The organism is Rhodanobacter sp. FW021-MT20 (assembly GCF_041107475.1).
Taxonomy (GTDB): domain Bacteria; phylum Pseudomonadota; class Gammaproteobacteria; order Xanthomonadales; family Rhodanobacteraceae; genus Rhodanobacter_A; species Rhodanobacter_A glycinis.
Genome location: NZ_JBGBPX010000003.1, coordinates 248,792 through 271,561 on the forward strand (window position 1 = coordinate 248,792; position 22,770 = coordinate 271,561).

23 protein-coding genes are annotated in these 22,770 nt (G+C 65.2%); 10 read left to right on the plus strand and 13 right to left on the minus strand.

The window, feature by feature from the left end; all coding sequences use genetic code 11:
- The first annotated feature begins 100 nt into the window (after window positions 1-100).
- The gene (locus tag AB7849_RS06055) at window positions 101-724 is read left to right on the plus strand and encodes an NAD(P)-dependent oxidoreductase (RefSeq protein ID WP_008208991.1); all 624 of its coding nucleotides are present in this window, start codon (window positions 101-103) and stop codon (window positions 722-724) included.
- Between the two features lie 82 nt (window positions 725-806).
- Here AB7849_RS06055 and AB7849_RS06060 read toward each other — a convergent pair whose 3' ends face one another.
- From AB7849_RS06060 to AB7849_RS06070, 3 genes are all read right to left on the minus strand, one after another.
- Window positions 807-1,013, minus strand: a complete 207-nt coding sequence (locus tag AB7849_RS06060) for a hypothetical protein (RefSeq protein WP_147627606.1) — start codon at window positions 1,011-1,013, stop codon at window positions 807-809.
- A 92-nt stretch (window positions 1,014-1,105) separates the two neighbouring features.
- Window positions 1,106-1,309, minus strand: a complete 204-nt coding sequence (locus AB7849_RS06065; protein WP_369500705.1) for a hypothetical protein — start codon at window positions 1,307-1,309, stop codon at window positions 1,106-1,108.
- A gap of 172 nt (window positions 1,310-1,481) precedes the next feature.
- Window positions 1,482-1,895 (minus strand): VOC family protein, encoded by a 414-nt coding sequence (locus AB7849_RS06070; protein WP_008208995.1) that lies wholly within the window; start codon window positions 1,893-1,895, stop codon window positions 1,482-1,484.
- A gap of 153 nt (window positions 1,896-2,048) precedes the next feature.
- Between AB7849_RS06070 and AB7849_RS06075 the strand changes: the two genes are divergently transcribed.
- Window positions 2,049-2,414 carry a nuclear transport factor 2 family protein gene (locus tag AB7849_RS06075; RefSeq protein WP_008208996.1) on the plus strand — a complete coding sequence of 122 codons (366 nt, stop codon included), beginning with the start codon at window positions 2,049-2,051 and terminating at the stop codon, window positions 2,412-2,414.
- Between the two features lie 47 nt (window positions 2,415-2,461).
- Complete coding sequence (locus AB7849_RS06080) at window positions 2,462-3,283, plus strand: alpha/beta fold hydrolase (protein ID WP_008208999.1); 822 nt, start codon at window positions 2,462-2,464, stop codon at window positions 3,281-3,283.
- A gap of 202 nt (window positions 3,284-3,485) precedes the next feature.
- Here the strand turns inward: AB7849_RS06080 and AB7849_RS06085 are convergent, their stop codons facing one another.
- Complete coding sequence (locus tag AB7849_RS06085) at window positions 3,486-3,836, minus strand: VOC family protein (protein WP_008209000.1); 351 nt, start codon at window positions 3,834-3,836, stop codon at window positions 3,486-3,488.
- Between the two features lie 216 nt (window positions 3,837-4,052).
- Here AB7849_RS06085 and AB7849_RS06090 point away from each other — a divergent pair, with 216 nt between their 5' ends.
- Window positions 4,053-4,829 carry a helix-turn-helix domain-containing protein gene (locus tag AB7849_RS06090; RefSeq protein ID WP_008209002.1) on the plus strand — a complete coding sequence of 259 codons (777 nt, stop codon included), beginning with the start codon at window positions 4,053-4,055 and terminating at the stop codon, window positions 4,827-4,829.
- Between the two features lie 154 nt (window positions 4,830-4,983).
- Here AB7849_RS06090 and AB7849_RS06095 read toward each other — a convergent pair whose 3' ends face one another.
- Window positions 4,984-5,478 (minus strand): MarR family winged helix-turn-helix transcriptional regulator, encoded by a 495-nt coding sequence (locus AB7849_RS06095; protein ID WP_008209004.1) that lies wholly within the window; start codon window positions 5,476-5,478, stop codon window positions 4,984-4,986.
- Between the two features lie 46 nt (window positions 5,479-5,524).
- Here AB7849_RS06095 and AB7849_RS06100 point away from each other — a divergent pair, with 46 nt between their 5' ends.
- Window positions 5,525-7,039, plus strand: coding sequence for an FAD-dependent oxidoreductase (locus AB7849_RS06100; RefSeq protein WP_369500706.1), 1,515 nt, complete (start codon window positions 5,525-5,527; stop codon window positions 7,037-7,039).
- Window positions 7,040-7,198: 159 nt separating this feature from the next.
- Here AB7849_RS06100 and AB7849_RS06105 read toward each other — a convergent pair whose 3' ends face one another.
- The 3 genes from AB7849_RS06105 to AB7849_RS06115 form a co-directional block, all read right to left on the minus strand.
- The gene (locus tag AB7849_RS06105) at window positions 7,199-8,842 is read right to left on the minus strand and encodes an FMN-binding glutamate synthase family protein (protein ID WP_008209355.1); all 1,644 of its coding nucleotides are present in this window, start codon (window positions 8,840-8,842) and stop codon (window positions 7,199-7,201) included.
- Between the two features lie 351 nt (window positions 8,843-9,193).
- Complete coding sequence (locus tag AB7849_RS06110; protein ID WP_008209353.1) at window positions 9,194-10,654, minus strand: YncE family protein; 1,461 nt, start codon at window positions 10,652-10,654, stop codon at window positions 9,194-9,196.
- A 12-nt stretch (window positions 10,655-10,666) separates the two neighbouring features.
- Complete coding sequence (locus tag AB7849_RS06115; RefSeq protein WP_237711776.1) at window positions 10,667-11,134, minus strand: DUF305 domain-containing protein; 468 nt, start codon at window positions 11,132-11,134, stop codon at window positions 10,667-10,669.
- A gap of 777 nt (window positions 11,135-11,911) precedes the next feature.
- On the opposite strand from AB7849_RS06115, the gene AB7849_RS06120 reads away from it, so the two are divergent.
- Window positions 11,912-12,184, plus strand: a complete 273-nt coding sequence (locus AB7849_RS06120) for a hypothetical protein (RefSeq protein WP_008209350.1) — start codon at window positions 11,912-11,914, stop codon at window positions 12,182-12,184.
- A 33-nt stretch (window positions 12,185-12,217) separates the two neighbouring features.
- On the opposite strand, the gene AB7849_RS06125 is transcribed toward AB7849_RS06120, so the two are convergent.
- The 4 genes from AB7849_RS06125 to hutU all read right to left on the minus strand — a co-directional run bounded on the left by AB7849_RS06125 (window position 12,218) and on the right by hutU (window position 16,841).
- Window positions 12,218-12,877, minus strand: a complete 660-nt coding sequence (locus tag AB7849_RS06125) for a TonB family protein (protein ID WP_369500707.1) — start codon at window positions 12,875-12,877, stop codon at window positions 12,218-12,220.
- Between the two features lie 153 nt (window positions 12,878-13,030).
- Window positions 13,031-13,915 (minus strand): pilin, encoded by an 885-nt coding sequence (locus tag AB7849_RS06130; RefSeq protein WP_369500708.1) that lies wholly within the window; start codon window positions 13,913-13,915, stop codon window positions 13,031-13,033.
- Window positions 13,916-14,098: 183 nt separating this feature from the next.
- Window positions 14,099-15,019, minus strand: a complete 921-nt coding sequence (locus AB7849_RS06135) for a restriction endonuclease (RefSeq protein WP_008209344.1) — start codon at window positions 15,017-15,019, stop codon at window positions 14,099-14,101.
- 148 nt (window positions 15,020-15,167) lie between these two features.
- On the minus strand, window positions 15,168-16,841 hold the full coding sequence (gene hutU, locus AB7849_RS06140) for a urocanate hydratase (RefSeq protein WP_369500710.1): 1,674 nt from the start codon (window positions 16,839-16,841) through the stop codon (window positions 15,168-15,170).
- A gap of 410 nt (window positions 16,842-17,251) precedes the next feature.
- Here hutU and AB7849_RS06145 point away from each other — a divergent pair, with 410 nt between their 5' ends.
- Both AB7849_RS06145 and AB7849_RS06150 read left to right on the plus strand, forming a co-directional pair.
- On the plus strand, window positions 17,252-18,352 hold the full coding sequence (locus AB7849_RS06145; protein ID WP_008209338.1) for a catalase family peroxidase: 1,101 nt from the start codon (window positions 17,252-17,254) through the stop codon (window positions 18,350-18,352).
- Window positions 18,349-18,891, plus strand: a complete 543-nt coding sequence (locus tag AB7849_RS06150) for a cytochrome b (protein WP_008209336.1) — start codon at window positions 18,349-18,351, stop codon at window positions 18,889-18,891. The genes AB7849_RS06145 and AB7849_RS06150 overlap by 4 nt, the downstream gene beginning before the upstream one ends.
- Window positions 18,892-19,121: 230 nt before the next feature.
- Here the strand turns inward: AB7849_RS06150 and AB7849_RS06155 are convergent, their stop codons facing one another.
- Window positions 19,122-20,543: a GDSL-type esterase/lipase family protein gene (locus AB7849_RS06155; RefSeq protein ID WP_081491714.1), complete on the minus strand. Its 1,422-nt coding sequence runs from the start codon at window positions 20,541-20,543 to the stop codon at window positions 19,122-19,124.
- 179 nt (window positions 20,544-20,722) lie between these two features.
- Between AB7849_RS06155 and AB7849_RS06160 the strand changes: the two genes are divergently transcribed.
- Complete coding sequence (locus AB7849_RS06160) at window positions 20,723-22,237, plus strand: DNA-3-methyladenine glycosylase 2 family protein (RefSeq protein WP_008209332.1); 1,515 nt, start codon at window positions 20,723-20,725, stop codon at window positions 22,235-22,237.
- Window positions 22,234-22,770, plus strand: a complete 537-nt coding sequence (locus tag AB7849_RS06165; protein ID WP_008209330.1) for a methylated-DNA--[protein]-cysteine S-methyltransferase — start codon at window positions 22,234-22,236, stop codon at window positions 22,768-22,770. Before AB7849_RS06160 ends, AB7849_RS06165 begins: the two co-directional genes overlap by 4 nt.

Here is a 22,770-nt window from a genome sequence, read left to right on the forward strand (position 1 = left end):
GCCAATGATCGAAGTGACCAGGTAAGCATCAAGTGCCTTCTTTACACCAATAGATATCTTGGCACCTAATAACTTTTAGAAACCACAAGAGGAAACCCTCATGCATGTCGCTCTCATCGGTGCCACCGGCAATGCCGGCTCGCGCATCCTCGCCGAACTCGTCCGACGCGGGCATACGGTCACTGCCATCGTTCGTGACGCGACCCGCGTGCCTTCGCTGCCGGGTGTCGAGGCGAAATCCGGTGACGTCTTCGACAAGCCCGGCATCGCATCCCTGCTGGCAGGCCATGATGCCGTCATCAGTTCGGTCCATTTCGCCGCGGGCGATCCCGCCACGCTGATCTCGACGGTGCGCGCATCCGGCGTAGGCCGCTACCTCGTCGTCGGTGGTGCGGGCGGTCTCGAAGTCGCGCTGGGCGAATTTCCGCTGGGCCTGAAGCTGATCGACATCCCGAACTTCCCGGAGGCATACCGGCAAGAAGCGGCGGCAGGCTGCGATTTCCTCGATCTGTTGTGCGCCGAAACCGAACTGGACTGGACATTCCTTTCGCCGCCGCTGAGCTTCACTCCTGGCGAGCGAACCGGTCATTTCCGCCTCGGCACCGACCTGCTCCTGTCCAACGAGCATGGCAGCAGTGTCTCGTTCGAGGATTACGCGATGGCCTTGGTGGACGAGCTGGAACAACCGGCACACTCGCGCCAGCGCTTCACCATCGGCTACTGATCGCGCCTGTGGAAAGGGTGCCAGCTTGACCGGCCCTTCGGCCGTTGAGTGCCGCTGGGATGGCGAACAAGCTCAGGCCTCCCTAAGGCAGTAGCGCGAGGGCGCGATCCCTTGCCTGGCGGGCAAGCAAAAGCCCGCTACTGAAGGCATCTTCCGCATGGGTCTTGCCCTGGTCATCGTGGTTTGCCAACGCCAGGATGTACGCCGCATTGAAGACGCCGTACAACTTGTCGACCACCGCCTCGTAGGACTGCTGGATGACAGCCTGGTCATTCAATCTGTCGTTCATCGTCATTCTCCTGCAAGGATGATTCCGGTTCGGCGCTGCGAGGCTCGACCCGCTTCCGGCGCCGCGCATGTGCACCGCTGCGTGGGGTCTCTTCAGACCTTCACGAAATACGGCACCGCCATCAGCGCAATCCCAATGATGACCAGCCACGCCGTACCGCTCACGAAATACGGGAACACCATCAAGGCTACGCCGCTGAGCAGCGGCACCATCGCCTGCTGCTTCTTGCCATAGATGAAGTATCCCAGCCCGATCGAGCCAAACAGCATGCCCCACAAGAGTGTCGATGCATTCAAGGTGCGCCCCATGGCCCGCGGGAGGAAGCGAGCATCGTACTCCGGCGACCCTGTCGTGCCTGGCGCGAGTGGAGCTCCGAACCCGCTTCCCCCGGCCACGGGAAAGCCCCATGCGGAAATGACGCAAGCGTAGGCCCGCCGATCGACACCCGGTGGCGTCCCGCGCCCGGCATCACGCCGCGTTCGCGGGCATCGCCGCCATGTCCATCCAGAACGGGCCCCACACGTGGCCATCAGGGTCGGTAAGGTCGCGGCCATACATGAAGTCCATGTCCTGCACGGGATTGATGTCAGCAGTGCCACCGTGGGCTGCGGCAGCCGCAAGCATGGCGTCCACTGCCTCGCGGCTGTCCAGCGCCAGTGCCAGTGACACCTCGCTCGAAGTGGACGGCGGAATGGCGCGATCGGTGAAGCCACGCCACTTGGCGTGCGTCAGCAGCATCACGTAGATGAACTCGCTCCACACCATGCAGGCCGCGGTGGCATCGGTGAATTGCGGGTTGTTGGTGAAGCCCAGGGCCTCGTAGAACGCCATCGAGGCAGGCAGGTCGGCGACGGGGAGGTTGACGAAAATCATGCGGGTCATAGCGAACTCCTTCGGGTTATAGGTGCAGACACGACGAACCGGGGTCTCCCGGATCGACATCGACCGCACCGGCGCGGCCCATTACCTGCCAGGTAATCGCCCCGCCGCAGCCGGCGCCGCAAGCTGTGCCCACACACACCACGGAGCACCACCATGCACGCCACCAACGACCTGGTCCACACCTACCTGCGCAGCTGGAACGAGATCGACCCGCTGCGCCGCCGCGCGCTGGTCGAACAGGTCTGGACCGAGCACGCCCGCTACACCGACCCGATGGTGCAAGTGCAGGGCTGGCAAGGCATCGAGGCCACCATCGCCGCAGTGCAGGGCATGTTCCCCGACTACCGCTTCGAGCTGGATGGCGCGGTGGACGCACATCACGACATCGTGCGTTTCCGCTGGCTGCTGCGCGCACCCAACGGCGAGACGCCGGTCGCCGGTTTCGACGTGGCAGAGCTCGACCAGGGCCTGATCCATCGCGTACACGGCTTTCTCGACAAGGTGCCGCAGGCCACCTGAATCGGCCCGGCGCCACTACGTCTTTTCCATTATCAAGGAGCACTTCCATGAGCCAGTTCATCACTTCCGATGGCACCACGCTGTTCTACCGCGACGCCGGCCACGGCCAGCCGATCCTGTTCGCCGCCTCCTGGGCGATGGATTCGCGCGCATGGGGCCGCTACATGCTGCACTTCCAGGCGCGCGGCTTTCGCTGCATCGCGCTGGACCGACGCGGTCATGGCCGCTCCGACGACCCCGGCCACGGCTACCAGCTCGACCGCCTGGCCGACGACCTGGCCGAACTGGCCGAGCACCTGGACCTGCGCGATGCCATCGTGATCACCCACTCCATGGCCAGTGGTGAATGCGTGCGCATGCTGGCGCGCCACGGCTGCAGCCGTTTCGCCCGAGCGGCATTCCTGGCCCCGGTGGCGCCCAGCTACGCCGAAGGCAGCCGCGCGCCATGGAGCATGGACGAGGCCACCACCAACCTTGCCGTGGCCGCCATCGCCCGCGACCTGCCGCAGTGGCTGGCCGCCAATGCCGACGATTTCTTCCTGCCTGCCGATACCGGCACCACGCCCGAATACGTGCGCTACACCATCGACTGCATCCTGGACGCCTCGCTGCAAGCACTGGTGGAATGCTTCCGCGCCAAGCGCGTGGACCAGCGCGCCGAACTGGCGGCGCTGGAGCTGCCCTTGCTGGTGATCCATGGCGACCGCGACGCCAGCGAGCCGGTGCAGCAGGGCCGCGCCTTGGCTGCGCTGGTGCAAGGCACCCGCTATCTGGAATATGCCGGCGCCCCGCACGGCCTGTACCACACCCACTTCGAGCGCATCGTGGCCGACATCGAAGCCTTCATCGGCGAAACCGCGGCATCCTGACGCGAAGAAGTGCTACGCCCCCGCCCACATCTGCGCGCAGGGTTGGGCGGGGATGGGGGCTTCCTGCCGTCAGCCTCCCTCCCCCATGTGCGCCTGCACCCGCTCGGGTGGCAGCCGCCAACGCCAATGACCATCGCGTGCCAGCTGGCCCGCGCAAACGCTCACGCACGGCTAACTGCCGCGCCACGCGGCAACCACGTGCTCAGGCATGTTGCAGGATGTTCACCAGTCGGCCCAACGGATCGCGCACATAAAAGCGACGCACACCCCAAGGCTCTTCGGCCGGCCCGTAGACCAGCGCGATCCCGGCGGCCTGCACGCGGCGCAACGCCTCGTCCAGATTATCCACCTCGATCGACAGCTCCGGCACCGGCGTGCCCGAGCCGCCCTCGCTGGCAAAGCTCACCTGCACCGTCATGCGCTCGGCACCCGCATAGGTGCGGATCCAACCGTGATCCATCGCAAGCTCCAACCCCAGCACGCCCCGGTAGAACGCATCCACCCCCGCCGGCTCTGCCGCGGGCATGTTGGCAATGATCCGCTTGACCTGCATGTCGTCTCCGCTTTCATGGGTAAGACGCCACCATGACATGTGCGTGCACGCCATCGCCACTGCCTTGGATACTGCGGCGTCATCGGTGCAACTACCCAGTAGCGGAACGTCTCGCGCGCCGTGCGCGCACATATCGTGCGCCCCCAACCTCCGGCACACGGGCACGCGGCGCAAAGCTGGCATGCTGCTCGCATGAATGCTCAGGCCCAGCCAGACATGCGATCCGTGGGAGACCTGCTGCGCGAGTGGCGCCGGCATCGCCGGCTGTCGCAACTGCAGCTGGCCGCCGAGGCGGAGATCTCCACCCGGCACCTGAGCTTCGTGGAGTCCGGCCGCTCGCAGCCCAGCCGCGACATGATCCTGCACCTGGCGCAGTACCTGGATATTCCGCTGCGCGAGCGCAACGCGCTGCTGGTGGCAGCAGGTTTCGCGCCGGCGTTCCGCGAGCGCGCACTGGATGACCCCGCGCTAGCCGCCGCGCGCGCCACTATCGACCAGTTGCTCACCGGGCTGGAGCCGTTCCCCGCGCTGGCTGTGGACCGCTACTGGCAGCTGGTAGCCAGCAACCAGGCCACACTGCGCCTGCTCCACGGCGTGGCACCGGCGCTGCTGGCGCCACCGGTGAACGTGCTGCGGCTGAGCCTGCACCCGCAAGGCCTGGCACCACGCATCCGCAATCTCGGCCAATGGCGCGCCCACCTGTTGCACCGCCTGCGCCAGCAGATCGATGCCTGCTTCGATCCCGCGCTGATCGCCCTGCTGCGCGAGCTGCAGGCGCTGCCTGCACCGGCCGAGGGCAGCGACGCTGCACCGGGCGGCATCGCCGTGCCCATGCAACTGGAGCTGGATGGCCGCGTGCTGTCCATGCTCAGCACCACCACGGTGTTCGGCACGCCGGTGGAGGTGACCCTGGCCGAACTGGCCCTGGAAGCCTTCGTGCCCGCCGATGCGGCTACTGCCGCGCAGCTGCGCGAGTTGGCCAGCGAAACCTGACGCCCGAGGCCCCATCCTGCCCTGCCTTGCATGGGAGGGAATGAAGCCGCGACCTCACGCGCCCCGAGGGGCGTGGCAAGGGGCCCACCCTGGGTCGCGCCGCGCTCGACCGCCACGGCATGCGCCGCTGCCCCGCCGCACAAACCGGTATGTGTCAGCTCGCCTCATCCGGCACGGAATGCGCTTCCAGGTCGGCTGCGAAACGCTGCACCAGGCGCACCAGGGTATCCACGTCGGCCGGCTTCCAGCTGGCGAACAAGGCCTGCGCAGCACGCTCCCGGGCGGCATCGAGCGCGTCGGTCATGGCCTTGCCACGGGGGGTGACCACCACGGCGCGTACCCGCGCATCGCGTGCGTCGGCGCGGCGCGTCACCAGGCCCTGGGCCTCCAGCCGGCTCACCTGGCGGCTCACCGTGGTGTAGTCGCGGCCGCCGCGGTTGGCCAGCTCCACGATGCCGATCGGGCCGAAGCGCTCGACCATGGTCAGCAGCGGAAACAGCGCGCCCTCCAGCGGAATGCCGGCCGCGCGCACCATGCGCTCGTCCACGTCGGGGCGGTTGAACACGCTGCCCATCTTGAGCAGTGCATCGTGCAGCGCGCGGGTGCGTGGCGATATATGTGCATGTTGCACATTTTTCTTCGTGGTCATAGCATGCCTCCAACTGCTTGCATTTTACACATATCTGGAGACACGCATGAGTCGTTCCGACATCGACGTACTGGTCTGCGGCGCGGGCGCCGCCGGCCTCACCCTGGCCATCGAGCTGGCCCGTCGCGGCGTGGCCTTCGCCGTGGTGGACAAGCTCGCCACGCCCTTCCCCGGCTCGCGCGGCAAGGGCTTGCAGCCGCGCACGCTGGAGGTGTTCGAGGATCTTGGCGTGCTGCCTGCGGTGCTGGCCGCCGGCGGACCCTACCCGCAGCTGCGCGAACACCGCGCCGACGGCAGCCATGTGGACAGCCCGCTGGGCGACGCCAGCCCCACCCCGGCGGAGCCCTACGCCCAGCCGTGGATGTGCCCGCAATGGATTACCGAACGCATCCTGCGCGAGCGCCTCGCCGCGCTCGGCCACACGGTGCAGGGCGGTTGCGAGCTGCTGGCGCTGGCGCAGGACGCGCACGGCGTGGACGCCACGCTGCGCGATGCGCACCGCAAGCGCACGCTACGTGCGCGCTACCTGGTGGGTTGCGACGGCGGCCGCAGCACCGTGCGCCAGCTGCTGGACGTGGCATTCCCCGGCCACGACCTGGGCATGCGCGCGCTGGTGGCCGACCTCACGCTTGAAGGCTTGTCCCGCGATGCCTGGCACCGCTTCGGCAGCGACGATCCGGCGCGCCAGCTCGCGCTATGCCCGTTGGCCGGCACCGAGCTCTTCCAGCTGCAGACGCCGGTACCGCCGGAAGGCGAGGTGGACATCTCGCTGCCGGCGCTGCAGGCGTTGCTGGCCCAGCGCAGCGGTCGTAGCGCGATCACGCTGCAGGCCGTGCACTGGGCCTCGGTCTACCGCATGAGCGCACGGCTGGCCGCACGCTACCGGACAGGCCGGGTGTTCCTGGCTGGCGACGCCGCCCACGTGCACCCGCCCACCGGTGGCCAGGGCCTGAACACCAGCGTGCAGGATGCCTGCAACCTGGGCTGGAAGCTGGCCGCGGTGCTGGCCGGCGCCCCCGACGCCCTGCTCGACAGCTACGAAGCCGAACGCCGGCCCGTCGCGGCCGACATGCTGGGCCTGTCCACCTCGCTGCTGGAGGCTGCCAGGCGCGGTGAACTGAAGCGCAGCCGCGCCACGCGCCAACTCGACGTGGGCTATCGCGGCTCGCCGCTGAACCTGGAAGCACCGGCGCGCCACGAGGGACTGCGCGCCGGCGACCGCGCACCTGACGCCCCGCTGGTGCGCGCCGCCGACGGCACGCCGGTGCGCCTGTTTGAGCTGCTGGCCGGTACCCACTGGACCGCACTGGGCCATGCGGCCGACGCCGACGCCATCGCGCCGCACCCGCAGCTCAAGCGCGTCGTGGTGGGCGGCGACGGCGAGCTGGCCGACCCGCACGGCTACTTCCAGGCCGCCTGGGCGTTGCCGCAAGGCAGTTGGGCGCTGCTGCGTCCGGACGGCTATCTGGCCGCGGTGGTCGACGCCGACCACGCAGGCGCGATGCGGCGATGGTTGGGTCAGATGCTGGGCGAGGCCTGCTGTATTGGGCCGTACCGGTGAAAGTCCGAGCGTCGTCGCCGGAGCAACGTCGCGCGGACGGACAACGCGCGCTGCGTGAACGCAGGACACCTGGCGACCCCGATGCCGCTACGCTCGCGTGACGCACCGATCGAGACGTCCGACGATGCCCGCCGCAAGCAACGGATGTGGCACGCCGCTTCAGTCCACCGCCTCGCGCTTGTGCTTGCGGGCGCGGTCGGCCACCAGGTCGGTGGCGGGACGGAAACTGTCGGCGCGGGCGGCGCGCCACCAGGAGGCGTAGACGGTGTCTTCCGGCGCGGCCAGCAGTATGCCTTCAGGCAGGAACACCTTGATCTCGTCCACTGGCAACGCCTTCTTCGGGCCCACGCGATGGATGAGGTGATGCGGCGCCAGATCGCGCGGGTGCTCGAAGCCCACCGAAGCCACGATGCGTGCCAGCGACTTCAGCGTTTCGGCGTGGAAGCGCGCGGCGCGCGGCCCCTGCACTTCCGGCACCAAGCCGCGCTGGCGGCTGCGGTCCTGCGTGGTGATACCGGTGGGGCACGTACCCAGATGGCAGCGCTGTGCCTGGATGCAGCCGATCGAGAACATGAAGGCACGCGCCGCGTTGCACCAGTCCGCCCCCTGCGCCAGGTTGCGCGCCAGCCCCATGCCCGAATACACCTTGCCGCTGGCCGCCAGCCGCACCTGGCCTTTCAGGCCGGCGCCCACCAGCGCGTTGCGCATCACGACCAGACCATCCTCCAGCGGCATGCCCACCCAATCCGACAACTCCTGCGGCGCGGCTCCGGTGCCGCCCTCACCGCCATCCACCACGATGAAGTCAGGCAGGATGCCGGTTTGCAGCATCGCCTTCACCAGTGCGAACGGCTCGTGCATCTGGCCGATGCACAGCTTGAGGCCCACCGGCTTGCCGCCGGACAGCTCACGCATCTTCGCGGCGAATTCCAGCAATTCGATCGGCGTGGAGAACGCCGAATGAGCCGACGGGCTCAGGCAATCTTCATGCGCAGGCACGCCGCGCACGCGGGCGATCTCCTCACTCACCTTGGCGCCGGGCAGCAAGCCGCCGTGTCCCGGCTTGGCGCCCTGGCTGAGCTTGATCTCGGTCATCTTCACCGCATCGTTGGCGGCCTTGTCGGCGAACTGCGCAGGGTCGAAGTGCCCCTGCTTGTCGCGCGCACCGAAATAACCCGAGCCCAGCTCCCACACCACATCACCGCCATGCGCCAGATGGTGCTCGCTGAGCCCGCCTTCGCCGGTGTCGTGGTAGAAGCCGCCCAATTTGGCGCCCAGGTTCAGCGACAAAATCGCGTTGGCCGACAGCGCGCCAAAGCTCATCGCCGAAATGTTGAATACCGAGGCCGAGTATTTCCTGGCGGTCTGCTCGTTGCCCACCGTGACGCGGGGCGACTCGTCGGGTTTCTCCGCCGGCGCAATGGAGTGCGCAAACCAGTGGTAACTGGCCGCATCGGTATGTCGCTCGGTGCCGAACGGCTTGGTATCAGTCAGACCCTCGGCGCGCTCGTGCACCAGGTTGCGCGCCGCGAACGGAAACGGCGTGCCGTGGAGATCGTCCTCCACGATATACGCGCGCAGGAACGGGCGCAGATCGTAGAACAGCCAGCGTAGCCGCGCGGCCACCGGGTAATTGCGCAGGATCGTCCATTGCCGCTGGGTGATGTCGTAAATGCCCAGCGCGAGAACCGGCACCGTCAATAATAACGGCCAGAACCAGGCCGGTGACACCTGCCACCCCAACCACAGGAAAAGCAGGGAAAGCAGCAGCGCCGCGATGGGCATCAAGTTGCGTCGAAGCATATTGAGCACGTTCGGTGTACTCCGGCTGTGGGCCGGCGACACGGCGGAAGCCCGCGTACCGCCTCCGACGCAGGACACCACCGCGGACGTCGGCATTCAAGGAAGCGGCGTAGCAAGTTGCATCAACCACCCGACGCTACAAAGCACCGCGTCAACTGCGCGCGAATTTCCGACCCGCCAGCGTCGACAGGCATACCTGCCAGGAGCTTGCCCAGACTCATTCCCGAGTGGCTCGGATTTCAACTCAAACGAAAAAGGAGACGCAACGCCCTTGCGGCTCGATGCCGCACAAGCGATGCGCCTCCTGCATTCCCTCGGGCGAAGCCGCCCGAAGGGTTACCGCCGTCTCGGCTAGCGCACGGACGTCTGGACCTGCACTGGCGTACCGGGATGGTCGACGGTTCCCGAGGCAATCACCATATAACGCTTGGTAGCACCATCCTCGCCGTTGACGATCTGGCGGATCGGGCCAATCGCATTGACGATGGAAGCACCGGCGGGATTGGCCTTGAACCCGGCCAACGTCTGTAGCTGACCGCTGCCATTGGCGTTCGGGGCAATGGCGAGCACGTAGGGCTTGCCTGGCTGAAGACCGGTCACCGAGGCCTCAAGAATCTGCGACAAGCCCTGGTTGTAAAGAGCGACCGACGTGGGAGCCTTCAGCCCCTTCGCAGCGCCAGGATTGCCGAGCGCAATGTGCGCGGTTTCACCCGCCAGGCCGAGTGGTTGCAGATTCGCGGTGCCGTCATCGCCAACGGGCACGGCATCGGGTACATAGGTCACTGCCTGCGGTGCCTGGCCAATGGGAATGTTGGCGATCACCTTGTTGGTCAAGGTATCGATCGCGGCCATCTCTGCCGCGCCTTCCAGCCCGACGTAGATGCGCGTTCCATCACCTGATGGCCAGAGGCCGTGCGGCAAATCGCCGACGGGTATCGTCGCCACCTGTTTGAAGTCGTCGGTGCGGTAGACCTTGACCTCGTTCAAGCCGCCGATCGTGACGTAGGCGAAGGTCCCATTCTTGTTGTGCGCAAAATTGACATGATTGGTGATCGGCCCGGTATCGATTGTCTTGATGACATTGAAGGGCGGCCTGGCGTTGAAGACCTGGGTCTTGCCTATGTCCTTGAGCGTAAACCAGACCTGTTTGCCATCGGGGGTAGCCGCGATATCCGGGCAGAAGGCGCTCGCCTGCTTCACCTCGTGGATGATCTTGTGCGTGTGCGCATCGATCACATAGGTGACCGGGTTGAAAGAGTCGCAGACATAACCGTACTTGCCATCCGGCGAAAATATCTGCATGCCGGGGCCGAATGCGGTCGCGATCCGGGCTTTCTCCTTGAAGGTCTTGCCGTCGAGCACCAGCACGTAATTCTCGCCGCGCACCGTGACCCACACTTCCTTGCCGTCGGGGGTGAAGAACGCCTCATGCGGGGAACGGCCGAGATAGGTGACGTGCTTGACTTCGTTCGTGGCCGTATCGATGAAGGACACCGAATTGGAACCGATCGAGACCACCGCGATAGTCCGCCGGTCGGGCGAAAAACCCATGCCATGGACCAGTACTTGCCCGCCATAGAGCGGGCTGAGATTGCCCGGTTGCGACTCGCCAAGGCGGATGGCCCCCAGCAGCTTGTTGCTGGCCGGGTCAATCACGGAGACAGTGTTGGAGTACTGGTCCGCCGAATAGACCCGATCCTGATGGCTGACCGGAAAGTCTTTGGCCGAAGCGGCATAGGGGGGCTGGCCCGCCCAGGCCGCGCCACTGGCAAGAGATACGGCAAGCGCCGCGGCAATCAAGGTGGTTTTCATTCGAAGTTTCCTTTACGGGTTGGAGTGCGTGCGTGGCTCGTCGGGCGAAACGGGCGAGGCATGCGACGGTGGAATCGGCTCACCCACGGCAAGCTTCATTGCGGCGATTTCCTGCTGTTGCGTAACGACGATTTCTTGTGCGAGCGCCTTGAGCCGGGCACTGGTGCCATAGCGCAATTCCAGAACGGCCATGTCGATGGCGCCCTGGTGATGGGGAACCATCATGTTGACGAAATCCTTGTCGACATCGCCGGTCGGCTCGACGGCCATGCCGGCCATCATTTTTTGCATGGCGGTGTCGTTCTGCCTGAGGAATGGCTGTTCATCGGCAAGCGCATTGCCGGCCTGCTGGCTCGGCACGTGGGCATGCATGGCCGTGGGCTCGCTCATCGCATAGACGCCTGCGGCGATCGCCGCGAACATGACACCAATCATCACAAGAGACAGCCCGAAACCGTCTCGAAAAAAACGTGCCCACATGTCGATCTCCTTTCATGAAACAGGGGCCTGATCAGTGTCGAACCTCAGCTGCCATTTCACCGTTCGCCCTGAGCGCAGGCGCGTGGCACCGAAGTCGAAGAGCATCGGACGCGAGGGCGTCGACTCCGCTTGCTGACGCAAGCCACGCTCAGCATGAACGGGTATTTCCGAACCGAGGTTCGGCACTCATCAGGAAAGGGGTTGCCCGGATGCCGCGTCGAAACGGTCATCCTGGATAGATTGCGTAACGGCGCATCAGGTGTCACCTATTTGCTCGTCATTCCAGTGGCTCTCAACGGCCGAAGGAATGACGAGCGAGAAGCACATGGATCAGACCTTCTCCAACGCCGCAATATGTCGTGATTTATCCCACTATCAATAAAGACGCGCAGGCATTGTCTCCAAAAACAATGGCAACGAAAGGACGCATTTCCCTCATTTCGCGTCATCGGAAAATGCTTGCTTTTGCGGATCCGCGCACGACTTCGTGGATTGGCGCGCACCGCTGTTTCAGTGCTTTCGTACCTACCCGTCGACCGGTTACATCGACATGGCGGCAGAGACACACGTCAAACCCGGCGCATCTCATGACACAGGCGGCTCTCGTTTTGATAAAACCGCTCTACGGGAACACGAGAAACGTAAAACCGAAGGCCGCCAGCACGGGCACCATGACCGCGCACGTCGTGGACCAACCCACAACACGGGGGAACGACTATGGAAAACGGCAAGGGATACGTGAGCGGCTTCATTCGCCGGGTCTGACGCATCAACGGATTGCTCCTGCCCGCGCGGGTGCTGTACGGCGCTACCAACGTCATCGGACGCTTCGTATCGCTCAGGCATTACGGACAGACGCCCGACGCCGAGGCCGCCATCGGCCATCCCGGCCAGCCCGATCGGCACCAGGCCGCGCTCAAGCTCGGCAGCTTCGAAACGCTTTCGGGCACATCCGTGCTCTACCGGGCCGGCACCGCCAGCCCGGAAACCCGCTCCACCACGAACATCGCGAAATGGATCGCCAGCGCCGCCTTCAGCATCACCGCCTGACGCTGCCACGCAGCTCCAGTCGGCGTCCTGCTCTCAGCGCCCTACGACGCTACCCGACGCACTGGCGCTGCCGTCACTCGTACCGTTCAGGCTGAAGCTCACAGGCAGCACGATCGCCGTGGCGACCGGCTTGCCATCAACCCATTCGGGCTTGGCGGTCATGGATTGCATCGCCTCTTCTGCCGCGCGGGCAAAGACTGCTGTGGCATGCTTCGTACGCGTGACATTGTGCTGGGAAAGCCTGGCATCCAGGAGCCGGATGTCGGTTACGCGACCATCCGGCTGCACAACGGCAGCCATGGTGACCGTTCCCTCGGTCCGGTCACGCATCATCTCCGACGGGTAGCCCGGATTGCGAGTAAAGGCCAGGCTGGGTCCGTTGGACAGAAAATCGATCCGCATCCCGTAATGATCCTTGTCCTTCGGCACGAGGACCAGTCTGACCCTTGCATAGGTACGCGCGGTCACCGGCACACCATCTCGAATGGGCGCCTTGAAGCTCCAGCGATTCGCTGCCTCCTTCAATGACGACACGAACGGTGCCGGCACGCCATCCGGCAGCGTGACGCGCACGACATGTCCTTGCGCATCCACGTCCAGCGCGAGGTCGTACCGAAAGCTGCGCGTGGCCGGCTGTGCGCATGCCATACCCACGCTGCCCATCACCAGCAGCCAAATCAGCATCCATTTCATCGTCATCCCCCACCACGGTTCAACACTTATCTTCAAAGATGTCCGACCCATCTCGACCCCACCCATTTGCCGCAAGCCGAGAAGAGAGTCAGGCGCCTGTTCCTGATTGCTGGCAAGTGGATCTTGTCCCCCGTTTCGACAACCCTGTTTAGGTTAGCGATCCACCGGACAATGGATCGGAAGATATCTGACGTCGACATCCAGCGTGGCGCAGTGCCAACGCACCTGCCTCTCGTGCCGCACCGCGATCAGCAGCACCTGGCGACCGGCAAGATGTTCGTCCGCCGTCGCCGCATCGAACTTGAGCAGGAGGCTCCCCTTGACTACCTCGACATCGCTCACGTTGTACCGGTGCAGGTCTGCCGGCGACGGCAGCGCAACCATCTTGTTGTCATCGGGCAGTCCGCCGTGATCGCGCAAATAGGCTTCGACGGCAGCTTGCTCAACCGCGACTGACGCAAACGCTCCCGCCACCTGTTTCCGCACGTCGTCCGCCCGATCCAGCGACATGGCAACCCATGCCAAGGTCGCCATCACCATGCCACCCACCACGAACAGTAACAACTGAAACGCGTCGCCCGCTTTCGCCTTCCGCACGACCGGCAGTCTCGCGTCCGTGCCCGTAGCCCGGCGCAGATGCTTTCCCGGCGCAACAGTGCCTGGCCTGCCCGGCACGGCCATCCGTACCAGGGACAGCAAGGCCAGGAGCATCAGCAGCCCGAAGAAGAATGCCTGCCACCCCAGGACGACCCAGAAGATCCAGGGACGCTCGTCATGGCGGAAACACATCCGGTCCAACGTATATCGACCCGTCACACAGGCCACCCCGTCCAGCCCCTTCGTGGCAGTGGAGGCATAACAGCCGATCAGCAGAACCAGCACCGACAACGCCATCACACCGTGGGAAATCTTCTTCAGCTGCATCCCTTCCGGGAAGAACCGCGCCCATGCAAGCCACAAGACCACCCCGATGGTGAACAGAGTGACCGCCGCGTACACGATGACGGTCAAATTCGCCAGGCGAAGCAGATGTTCCAAGCACGAAATCCTTTTGCGGTTCAGGCGAGACTCGAAGCGAGAAGAAGACTGCCAAGCCCTGCTGCGCCCGCCGCCTCCGGCGCGATGCAGGCATACATGACACGACTCATCCAGGGAATACCCTGATCAAGCTTTTGTCCGTCATGCCAGCGAACAGAACAAGTAAACCCGACTCCGCTATGGTCACGCATCCGGATCGAAATAATCGCTATCGATGCGCTTGACGATGTAGGTGGCCTCCTGGCTCACGCCCACGTTGTGGCGGATCATCAACTCGGCCAGCTTGCGACCGTCGATCAACACGATCTTCTTGCTGATCTTGCCCACGTAGTCGTGAGCCTCGGCGGTGAAGGCAGAGGTGGTGATGAAAACGCCCTTGGTGGCGCGCTCGCCTTCCAGTGAACCGGAAAATGCCTGAACCAGCGGGCGGCCGACGTTGTCCTTCCAGCGCTTGGCCTGCAGGTAGATCTTGTCCAGGCCAAGCTGGTCCTCGTCGATGATGCCGTCGATGCCGCCATCGCCAGACCGGCCCACGGTATGTCCCGCCTCGGCGCGGGAACCGCCGTAGCCCATGGCCAGCATCAGATCCACCACGATGCGCTCGAAATACTCGGGGCTGACCTGCTTGACGCGTTCCAGCAACTCGTCGGCCAGATCGCGTTGTAATTGTCCGTACATGCGTTCAAGCGCTTCACGCGGTGTCTCGTCGTCGGTCGCCGATGGTTGGCTGTCGATGGACGATTGAGGTGATGCCGGTTTCGAGGGGCGCGCCCACTCGGCGAACTCCGGGTAACGCATCAGCCAAGCGTCATTGAGGGTGACCGGATTTTCCTGCAGCACTGACTTGCCGCGCTCGGTGATGCTGACCATGCCCCACTTGGGCGACTGCACCAGTCCCGCCTTCTTGAGAAAGGTGCGCGCCCAGGCGATACGGTTGCGATAGGTGTGATCCGTACCGCTTGGCAGCATTTCGCCAAGATCTGCGTCGGTCAGGCCTGCCTCTTTGGCGAGCGCATCGTATACGTCGGACATGCGCCATGCCTGGTCGTCACTGAGCAGGCGCAACAGCGGCAGATACCACCAGTCGTATTTGGGTACGGCCATGACTTGCTCCTTGTCCGGAGACTTTGGGACGGTTCAAATGAAGCGTCATCCCGGCGAACTATTGGACCCGGCGCCTCGGCAACCATTTGAAGGCACTGGATTCCAGCGTTCGCTGGAATGACGGGCAAAGGATTGATCAGAGCATCCCTTACGGAACCATCGGCAACTTCAACCCCTGCTCTTTCGCGCACGCCACGGCATCCTCATACCCCGCATCCGCATGCCGCATCACGCCGGTGCCCGGATCGTTCCACAGCACCCTGGCAATGCGCTTGTCGGCCGCTTCGCTGCCGTCGCAGACGATGACGAGGCCGGCGTGCTGGCTGTAACCCATGCCGACGCCGCCGCCGTGGTGGAAGCTGACCCAGGTGGCGCCGCTGGCGGTGTTGAGCAAGGCGTTGAGGATGGGCCAATCGCTGACCGCATCGCTGCCGTCTTTCATGGCTTCGGTTTCGCGGTTGGGGCTGGCCACGGAGCCGGAATCCAGGTGGTCGCGGCCGATCACCACGGGTGCCTTCAGCTCGCCGTTTCGCACCATTTCGTTGAAGGCCAGGCCCAGCTTGTGGCGCACGCCAAGGCCCACCCAGCAGATGCGCGAGGGCAGGCCCTGGAAGGCGATGCGCTGCTCGGCCATGTCCAGCCAGTTGTGCAGGTGCTTGTCGTCGGGGATCAGCTCTTTGACCTTGGCGTCGGTCTTCAGGATGTCTTCCGGGTCGCCGCTGAGCGCCACCCAGCGGAACGGGCCGATGCCGCGGCAGAACAGCGGGCGCACGTAGGCGGGCACGAAGCCGGGGAAGTCGAAGGCGTTCTTGCAGCCCACGTCGAAGGCCATCTGGCGGATGTTGTTGCCGTAGTCGAAGGTGGGGATGCCCTGCTTCTGGAACGCCAGCATGGCTTCCACGTGCACGCGCATGGAGGCCTTGGCGGCGTCGCGGGTGGCGTCGGGCTCGCTCTTGCGGCGTTCGAACCACTGCTCCAGCGTCCAGCCCTGCGGCAGGTAGCCGTTGACCGGGTCGTGCGCGCTGGTCTGGTCGGTGACGGCGTCGGGGCGCACGCCACGGCGCACCAGCTCGGGCAGGATGTCCGCCGCATTGCCCAGCAACGCGATGGATTTCGCTTCGCCGGCCTTGGTGTACTTCTCGATGCGCGCCAGCGCGTCATCGAGGTCGCTGGCCTGCTCGTCCACGTACTTGGTCTTCAGGCGGAAGTCGATGCGGCTTTGCTGGCACTCGATGTTGAGGCTGCAGGCACCGGCCAGGCTGGCCGCCAGCGGCTGCGCGCCGCCCATGCCGCCAAGGCCCGCAGTAAGGATCCAGCGGCCCTTGAGGCTGCCGCCGTAGCTCTGTCGGCCCATTTCCACGAAGGTTTCGTAGGTGCCCTGGATGATGCCCTGCGAGCCGATGTAGATCCACGAGCCGGCGGTCATCTGGCCGTACATCATCAGGCCCTTTTTATCGAGCTCGTGGAAGTGCTCCCAGTTGGCCCAGGCCGGCACCAGGTTGGAGTTGGCGATGAGCACGCGCGGCGCGTCCACGTGGGTGCGGAACACGCCCACCGGCTTGCCGGACTGCACCAGCAGGGTCTCGTCGTCGTTGAGTTCGCGCAGCGCCTTGAGGATGGCGTCGAAGCACTCCCAGTTGCGCGCGGCGCGACCGATGCCGCCGTACACCACCAGTTCAGCCGGGTTCTCCGCCACGCCGGGGTCCAGGTTGTGCTGGATCATGCGGTACGGCGCCTCGGTGAGCCAGCTCTTGCAGCTGAGCTTGTCACCCTTGGGCGGATGGATCACGCGGGTGGTGTCGATGCGGGTGGGGGCGGTCATCAGCAGATCCTTGACTACGAAATCGAAGCCTCGATTATGCGGCCCGCGCCACCCTGCCGACATTGCGCACTGCCGCAAATGCCCTGCCTTCGCCGTCCCTGATCAGCGACAAGGTTCAGCCGATACCTCACCGTTAGCCCTGAGCGTAGGCCCGTAGGGCCGGAGTCGAAGGGTGTGCTTCGACTCCGCTTGCTAACGCAAGCTACGTTCAGCGCGAACGGTCTTTTTGACTGAGCTTCGTCGCTAAACAGGTCGCCGTAACAGACTCGCGGCAACGCGGGCCTTTGCGTCGAGATCGCCCGAAGGATGTAACCCAATCCGACCGGGCAGCGAAAGGCTACCCAACAGCTACCGGCAGCTGACCTCCCTACCCATCGCCACGCCTATGACCGACCAGGCAGGAGCCCGCCATGTCCGACTCGTCCTCACGTTCCAGCAAACCACCCAGCCATCGCGCCGGCGCCTTCCTGTTGATCGCCGCCATCGTGGCGGCTTTCGCATTGCTCTTCGGTTACGTCGGCGGCTGGCTTGCGCCGCATCGCCTGACGCCAAAGCGCATCGTCAACCAGTTCCAGAAGAATGCCGGCGTGTTTCCCGGTTACCGTCGCAACCACGCCAAGGGCGTGTGCGTGTCGGGCTATTTCGAAGGCAATGGCAACGCCGTGCCCTACTCCATGGCGCAGGTGTTCACGCGCAGTCGCACACCCGTGGTCGGGCGCTTCGCGATTCCCGGCAGCAACCCGTATGCGCCCGATGGCAGCGTGCCGATCCGCAGCCTGGCGCTGCGCTTCACCCAGGCCGACGGGCAGCAATGGCGTACCGGCATGAACGCCATGCCGGTGTTCCCGGTGTCCACGCCGCAGGCGTTCTACGCGCAATTGAAAGCGACGCAACCGGACCCGGCCACCGGCAAGCCTGATCCGGCGAAGGTCGCGGCATTCTTTGCCGCCCATCCGGAAGCCGCGGCATTCCGTGCCTGGGCGAAAACCGCCAAGCCATCGGCCAGCTTCGCCACCGAGAGCTACCACAGCATCAACGCCTTCATCTTCATCAATGCCGCCGGCCAACGTCAGGCCGTGCGCTGGGTGATGGCACCGGTCGCCACCGATGCCAGCCACGATATCCACAAGGCTGGTGACCCGAATTACCTGGCGGCCGACCTGTCCCAACGTCTGGCCAACGGTCCGCTGCGCTGGCACCTGATGGTGACACTGGCGAACCCGGGTGACCCGACCAACGACGCCACCAGGACATGGCCAGCCGACCGCCGCAGCATCGACGCCGGCACGCTGGTGATCGACCACACCACGCCGCAGGAAAGTGGCCCGTGCCGCGACATCAACTACGACCCCACGGTGCTGCCCGACGGCATCGAGATTTCCGACGATCCGCTGTTGCCCGCGCGTTCCGCCGCCTACGCCGCTTCCTACCTGCGTCGTACCAGCGAGGAAGCGCATCTGCCTGGCACCACGCAAACACAGACCAAGCCCACGCCGGAGACCACGCCATGAGCAACACGACCGGCATGTTCGTCCTGTCCGCCCGTATCCTGCACTGGCTGATGGCCATGTTGATTCTGGCGATGCTGTTCATCGGCATCGGCATGGTGGCTTCGGTGTCCGAACGGCACGAGTGGCTGATCCACATCCACAAGCCGCTGGGTATTGCGATCCTGATTCTTGCCGTGCTGCGCCTGGCTATTCGACTGCGCAATCCGGCCCCGCCCTTGCCGGCCGACCTGCCATGGCTGCAGAAACTTGCGGCGCATGCTTCGCACTGGCTGCTTTACGGCTTGATGATCGCGATGCCGTTGATCGGCTGGGCGATGCTGTCGGCCGGCGGCTACCCGGTGATGCTGAGCGATTCGCTGCGCCTGCCGGCGATCTTCCCCACCAACGCCATCGCCTTCGCCATCCTGCGCCAGTTGCACACCGTACTCGCCATGTTGCTGTTCCTCACCTTCCTGGCGCACATGGCAGCGGCGCTTTATCACGGGTTGATCCGGCGTGATGGCGTTTTGTCGAGCATGACCCACCGCCGAAAACCCTGAACGCATCGGCTTCGGTCATCCAGCATTACGCAACGCGCACCGACACCACGCCCTTGTTCGTCGTTCCGGCGCAGGCCGGAACCCGGTAGCCGTATGGCCTGAGCAAGCGAGGTCGTGACTGGATGACCAGACTGCCGCCTGTTGAAAGGCGCCTCCGGCCTGCGCCGGGATGACGAACACGACAGGTCATCGCTGGCCGATTTTGAGTCGCTCGCTTGCCACTCTCGTGCTCAATGGCACCCCTGCGCCGGCTTCAGTTTTGTGTGGAACAGCACGTTGTAAGCCAGCGTACCCATCACCGCATAACCGCGATCGTTCGGATGCAGGCCCTCGTCGCCGGCGCACACGATCGCCATGCCGGCGGGCAACGGCTTGAGCGTCGCAACCAGCGGCGGCGCATTGTAAGCACCGCGCACGGCGGCGGCAAAATCGATCACGCCATCGAAGTGGCCGGAATCGCGTATCCACCGGTTCACCTGCAGGCGGATTGCTTCCTTCTGCGGGGTGTACCAACCCGGCTCGCCAGCGAATGGCGTGATGGTGCCGGCGTAGATGCGCAAGTGATGCTGATGGACAACATCGATCAACATGCGGTACGCGGCAATCAGGTCGCCGGCGGACACCCCGCTGGGATAACCGGCCGGATCGATGCCCCGGTTGAGGTCGTTGGCACCGAACAGCACGATCACGTCGGTGAGACCGGGACGATCGACGACATCGCGCAGGAAACGCTTCAGCCCGGAGGTACCTGCCCCCGGCGCGCCGATCTGGTCCGTGGTCAACTCATCCGCGCTGATGCCCGCATTGCCCACCGCGGCCGGCGTTCCACCCGCACGGTTCGCGATACCGGCCAGCGCAGCCGGCCACGACGTCGACGGCGCAGTGGCAAGGTAACCATCGGTAATCGAATCACCGAACGCGATGATGCTGCGTGTCGCCGTCGGCACCTCCATCTCAAGGCCGGTCAGCAGATAGATATGGTCGTCGCCCTGCTTGCCCGGCAGCACTTTCGACGGCGCCCGCTGCGCCAGCGACGCGGCCTGCGTGGCGTCGCCATCGACGATGCGGGTGACATGGCCATGCTGCAAGGGATGGAAATCCGCAAGCGTTGCGTTGCCGGCGAAATACAGACTGACCACCACGTTCGACAGGGCCGGTACGTGCAGCGCAACCGGATCGCTGACGATCTCCTGGCCGGGAGCAATGGTGACCGTGGTCTGCCCGCCGTGGAAGGTCAGCTTCCGATCGCTGTCGAGCTGGATCGCGGACAGGTCATCCGACTTGCCGACGCCGAGCGCGATGCGCGCGGCACTGATCGTGAGCGGTTGCAGACCGTAATAATTCGACAAGCGAATGCGCACGCGATCACCACCGATGCTAGCAAGCACGTTCTGGCGCAAGGTCACGTCGTGAACCGCTGGCGCGTGATCGACCGGCTGCCCGTAAGCATCGCGCTGCGGCTTGCCATCGGGGCCGTCGACCTGCGTGTATTGCGAAGTCATCGCCTGTTCCCAACTGCCGACCCACTTGCGCCCTGCCGTCGTCGCGCTGGCCGTCCACGCCATCAGCAAGAACACGCCGAGCAAAGCCGTGGACAGACTGCGGCGAATGCGTGTGCATGACCCACGCGTGATCGACGTTCCAAGCGGCATGCGCGAATCCTCGAATGAAGACGGTGTGCGTAGAAAGATCGCACCGGGCATCCTCTGCCGACCCGCGCAAGCCTGTCAAACCGCCCGCGCGTCGATGCTTCCCGTCCAGGCAATGCGGCATGCGCATTGATGTCCGAAAACGGCGAGTCATGCGCCGGCCGCAGTGCTAGCCTGAGGCCATGTCCGACGCCCAGATCCATTCCTCGCTCGATCCACAAACCTGCGAACAGGCTCGCCTCAGCCGCGATGCGCGCTTCGACGGGCTGTTTTTCGTCGCCGTCACCAGCACCGGCATCTACTGCCGGCCGGTGTGTCCGGCGCGGGCTTCGAAGCGTGAAAACGTGCGCTACTACGCCAGTGCCGCGGCGGCCGAAACCGCCGGCTTCCGTCCGTGCCTGCGCTGTCGGCCGGAACTAGCGCCGGGCAACCTGGTGTGGCAGCGCGGCGATCATGTGGTGGCCCGTGCGCTGAAGCTGATCGAGGCCGGGGTGCTGGATGAAGGCTCGCTGGACGATCTGGCCCGGCAAGTGGATGTGGGTTCGCGCCAATTGCGCCGGTTGTTCGTGGACCGGCTCGGCGCACCGCCGATCAACGTGCACACCACACGCCGACTACTGTTCGCCAAGCAGTTGCTGACCGAGACATCGATGCCGGTGACCGAGGTGGCGATGGCCTCCGGCTTTCGCAGCCTGCGCCGCTTCAATGCCGCGTTTGCGCAGGCGAACCGCATCGCGCCGCGCGAATTGCGTCGCCATCCGCGCACGCCGCCGGGCGATACGCTGGTGCTGCGTTTGGGTTATCGCCCACCGTACGATTTCGATGCGCTGCTGACGTTCCTGCGCGGCCGCTCGCTGCCGGGTATCGAGCACGTGGACGAGCACAGCTACGCGCGCGTGTTCGGGCCCGCTGATGCACCGGGCTGGCTGCGCCTCAGCGCATGGCCGAATGCGGAGCACGCGTTGAAGCTGGAACTGCATTGTCCGCAGCCGGCGCAGATGTTGCCGGTGGTGACACGCATCCGCCGCATGTTCGACCTGGACGCCGATCCGCAAGCCATCGCCGGCGCCTTGCGCACGCATCCGGTGCTGCGTCCGCTGTTGCGCAAACGCCCCGGCCTGCGCCTGCCCGGCGGCTGGGGTGGTTTCGAAATCGCGGTGCGCGCAGTGCTCGGCCAGCAGGTCAGCGTGGCCGCGGCACGCACGCTGGCCTCGCGCATCGTGCAACGCCACGGCCTCGTGGTGCCGAATCCACCACGCCCCGGGCTGGAGCGATTGTTTCCAAGCCCCGAAACCCTGGCCGATGCCGACCTGCGCGAGATCGGCGTGACCACGGCACGATCCGAAACGATTCGCGGCATCGCCCGCGCGCTGCTGGACGGGCGCGTGGATTTTCGCAACGACCAGCCGCTGGACGCCTTCGTCGCGCGCTGGGTGGCCTTGCCGGGCATCGGCGAATGGACCGCGCATTACGTGGCCATGCGCGCGCTGAGCCATCCCGATGCGTTTCCCGCCGCCGACCTGATCCTGCGTCGCGCCGCCGCCGATGACGGTTCGACCCTCAGCACGAAAGCGCTCGACCACATGGCCGAAGCATGGCGCCCGTGGCGCGCCTACGCGGTGATGCACCTGTGGCGCAGTACAGCCGATGTACCACCCGCCCCGCGGCCCAAACGCCACAAGGAGGTCCGTGCATGACAAGCACCATCACTCGCACCGACGCCGAGCCGATCTGGTTCGACGAGATGCCCAGCCCGGTCGGCCGGCTGCTGCTGATCGCCGATCCGCACGGCCTGCGCCAGATCTGGTTCGAAACCGAACGCCACCCGAAAATACTGGCCGCGGACAGCATCCGCGATGCCGGCCGCGTCGCCTTCGCCCGCGTGCAACTCGATGAGTATTTCGCCGGCACAAGGCAACACTTCGACATGCCGCTGCATCCGCTTGGCACGCCATTCCAGCTGGAGGTATGGCACGAGCTGGCGAGGATTCCCTACGGCACCACGCTCAGCTATGGCGAGATGGCGCGTCGCATCGGCCAACCGAAAGCCGTGCGCGCGGTGGGCGCCGCCAACGGTCGCAACCCGTTGCCCATCGTGCTGCCCTGCCACCGCGTGATCGGCAGCGACGGCAGCCTCACCGGCTTCGGCGGCGGACTGCCGATCAAACGCCAGTTGCTGGCGATGGAAGACCGCATCGCGCGCGGCGACCTGTTCGGCCTGCGCGCCTGA

What these genes read in the sequence shown, in the direction of transcription:
- AB7849_RS06075 (WP_008208996.1), top strand. Translation starts at nt 2,049, where the DNA reads ATGCACGCCACCAACGACCTGGTCCACACCTACCTGCGCAGCTGGAAC.
- AB7849_RS06115 (WP_237711776.1), bottom strand. Translation starts at nt 11,134, where the DNA reads ATGTGGGCACGTTTTTTTCGAGACGGTTTCGGGCTGTCTCTTGTGATG.
- AB7849_RS06110 (WP_008209353.1), bottom strand. Translation starts at nt 10,654, where the DNA reads ATGAAAACCACCTTGATTGCCGCGGCGCTTGCCGTATCTCTTGCCAGT.
- AB7849_RS06085 (WP_008209000.1), bottom strand. Translation starts at nt 3,836, where the DNA reads ATGCAGGTCAAGCGGATCATTGCCAACATGCCCGCGGCAGAGCCGGCG.
- AB7849_RS06055 (WP_008208991.1), top strand. Translation starts at nt 101, where the DNA reads ATGCATGTCGCTCTCATCGGTGCCACCGGCAATGCCGGCTCGCGCATC.
- AB7849_RS06135 (WP_008209344.1), bottom strand. Translation starts at nt 15,019, where the DNA reads ATGGCCGTACCCAAATACGACTGGTGGTATCTGCCGCTGTTGCGCCTG.
- AB7849_RS06090 (WP_008209002.1), top strand. Translation starts at nt 4,053, where the DNA reads ATGCGATCCGTGGGAGACCTGCTGCGCGAGTGGCGCCGGCATCGCCGG.
- AB7849_RS06155 (WP_081491714.1), bottom strand. Translation starts at nt 20,543, where the DNA reads ATGCCGCTTGGAACGTCGATCACGCGTGGGTCATGCACACGCATTCGC.
- AB7849_RS06125 (WP_369500707.1), bottom strand. Translation starts at nt 12,877, where the DNA reads ATGAAATGGATGCTGATTTGGCTGCTGGTGATGGGCAGCGTGGGTATG.
- AB7849_RS06080 (WP_008208999.1), top strand. Translation starts at nt 2,462, where the DNA reads ATGAGCCAGTTCATCACTTCCGATGGCACCACGCTGTTCTACCGCGAC.
- AB7849_RS06100 (WP_369500706.1), top strand. Translation starts at nt 5,525, where the DNA reads ATGAGTCGTTCCGACATCGACGTACTGGTCTGCGGCGCGGGCGCCGCC.
- AB7849_RS06105 (WP_008209355.1), bottom strand. Translation starts at nt 8,842, where the DNA reads ATGCTTCGACGCAACTTGATGCCCATCGCGGCGCTGCTGCTTTCCCTG.
- AB7849_RS06150 (WP_008209336.1), top strand. Translation starts at nt 18,349, where the DNA reads ATGAGCAACACGACCGGCATGTTCGTCCTGTCCGCCCGTATCCTGCAC.
- AB7849_RS06165 (WP_008209330.1), top strand. Translation starts at nt 22,234, where the DNA reads ATGACAAGCACCATCACTCGCACCGACGCCGAGCCGATCTGGTTCGAC.
- hutU (WP_369500710.1), bottom strand. Translation starts at nt 16,841, where the DNA reads ATGACCGCCCCCACCCGCATCGACACCACCCGCGTGATCCATCCGCCC.
- AB7849_RS06145 (WP_008209338.1), top strand. Translation starts at nt 17,252, where the DNA reads ATGTCCGACTCGTCCTCACGTTCCAGCAAACCACCCAGCCATCGCGCC.
- AB7849_RS06060 (WP_147627606.1), bottom strand. Translation starts at nt 1,013, where the DNA reads ATGAACGACAGATTGAATGACCAGGCTGTCATCCAGCAGTCCTACGAG.
- AB7849_RS06160 (WP_008209332.1), top strand. Translation starts at nt 20,723, where the DNA reads ATGTCCGACGCCCAGATCCATTCCTCGCTCGATCCACAAACCTGCGAA.
- AB7849_RS06095 (WP_008209004.1), bottom strand. Translation starts at nt 5,478, where the DNA reads ATGACCACGAAGAAAAATGTGCAACATGCACATATATCGCCACGCACC.
- AB7849_RS06070 (WP_008208995.1), bottom strand. Translation starts at nt 1,895, where the DNA reads ATGACCCGCATGATTTTCGTCAACCTCCCCGTCGCCGACCTGCCTGCC.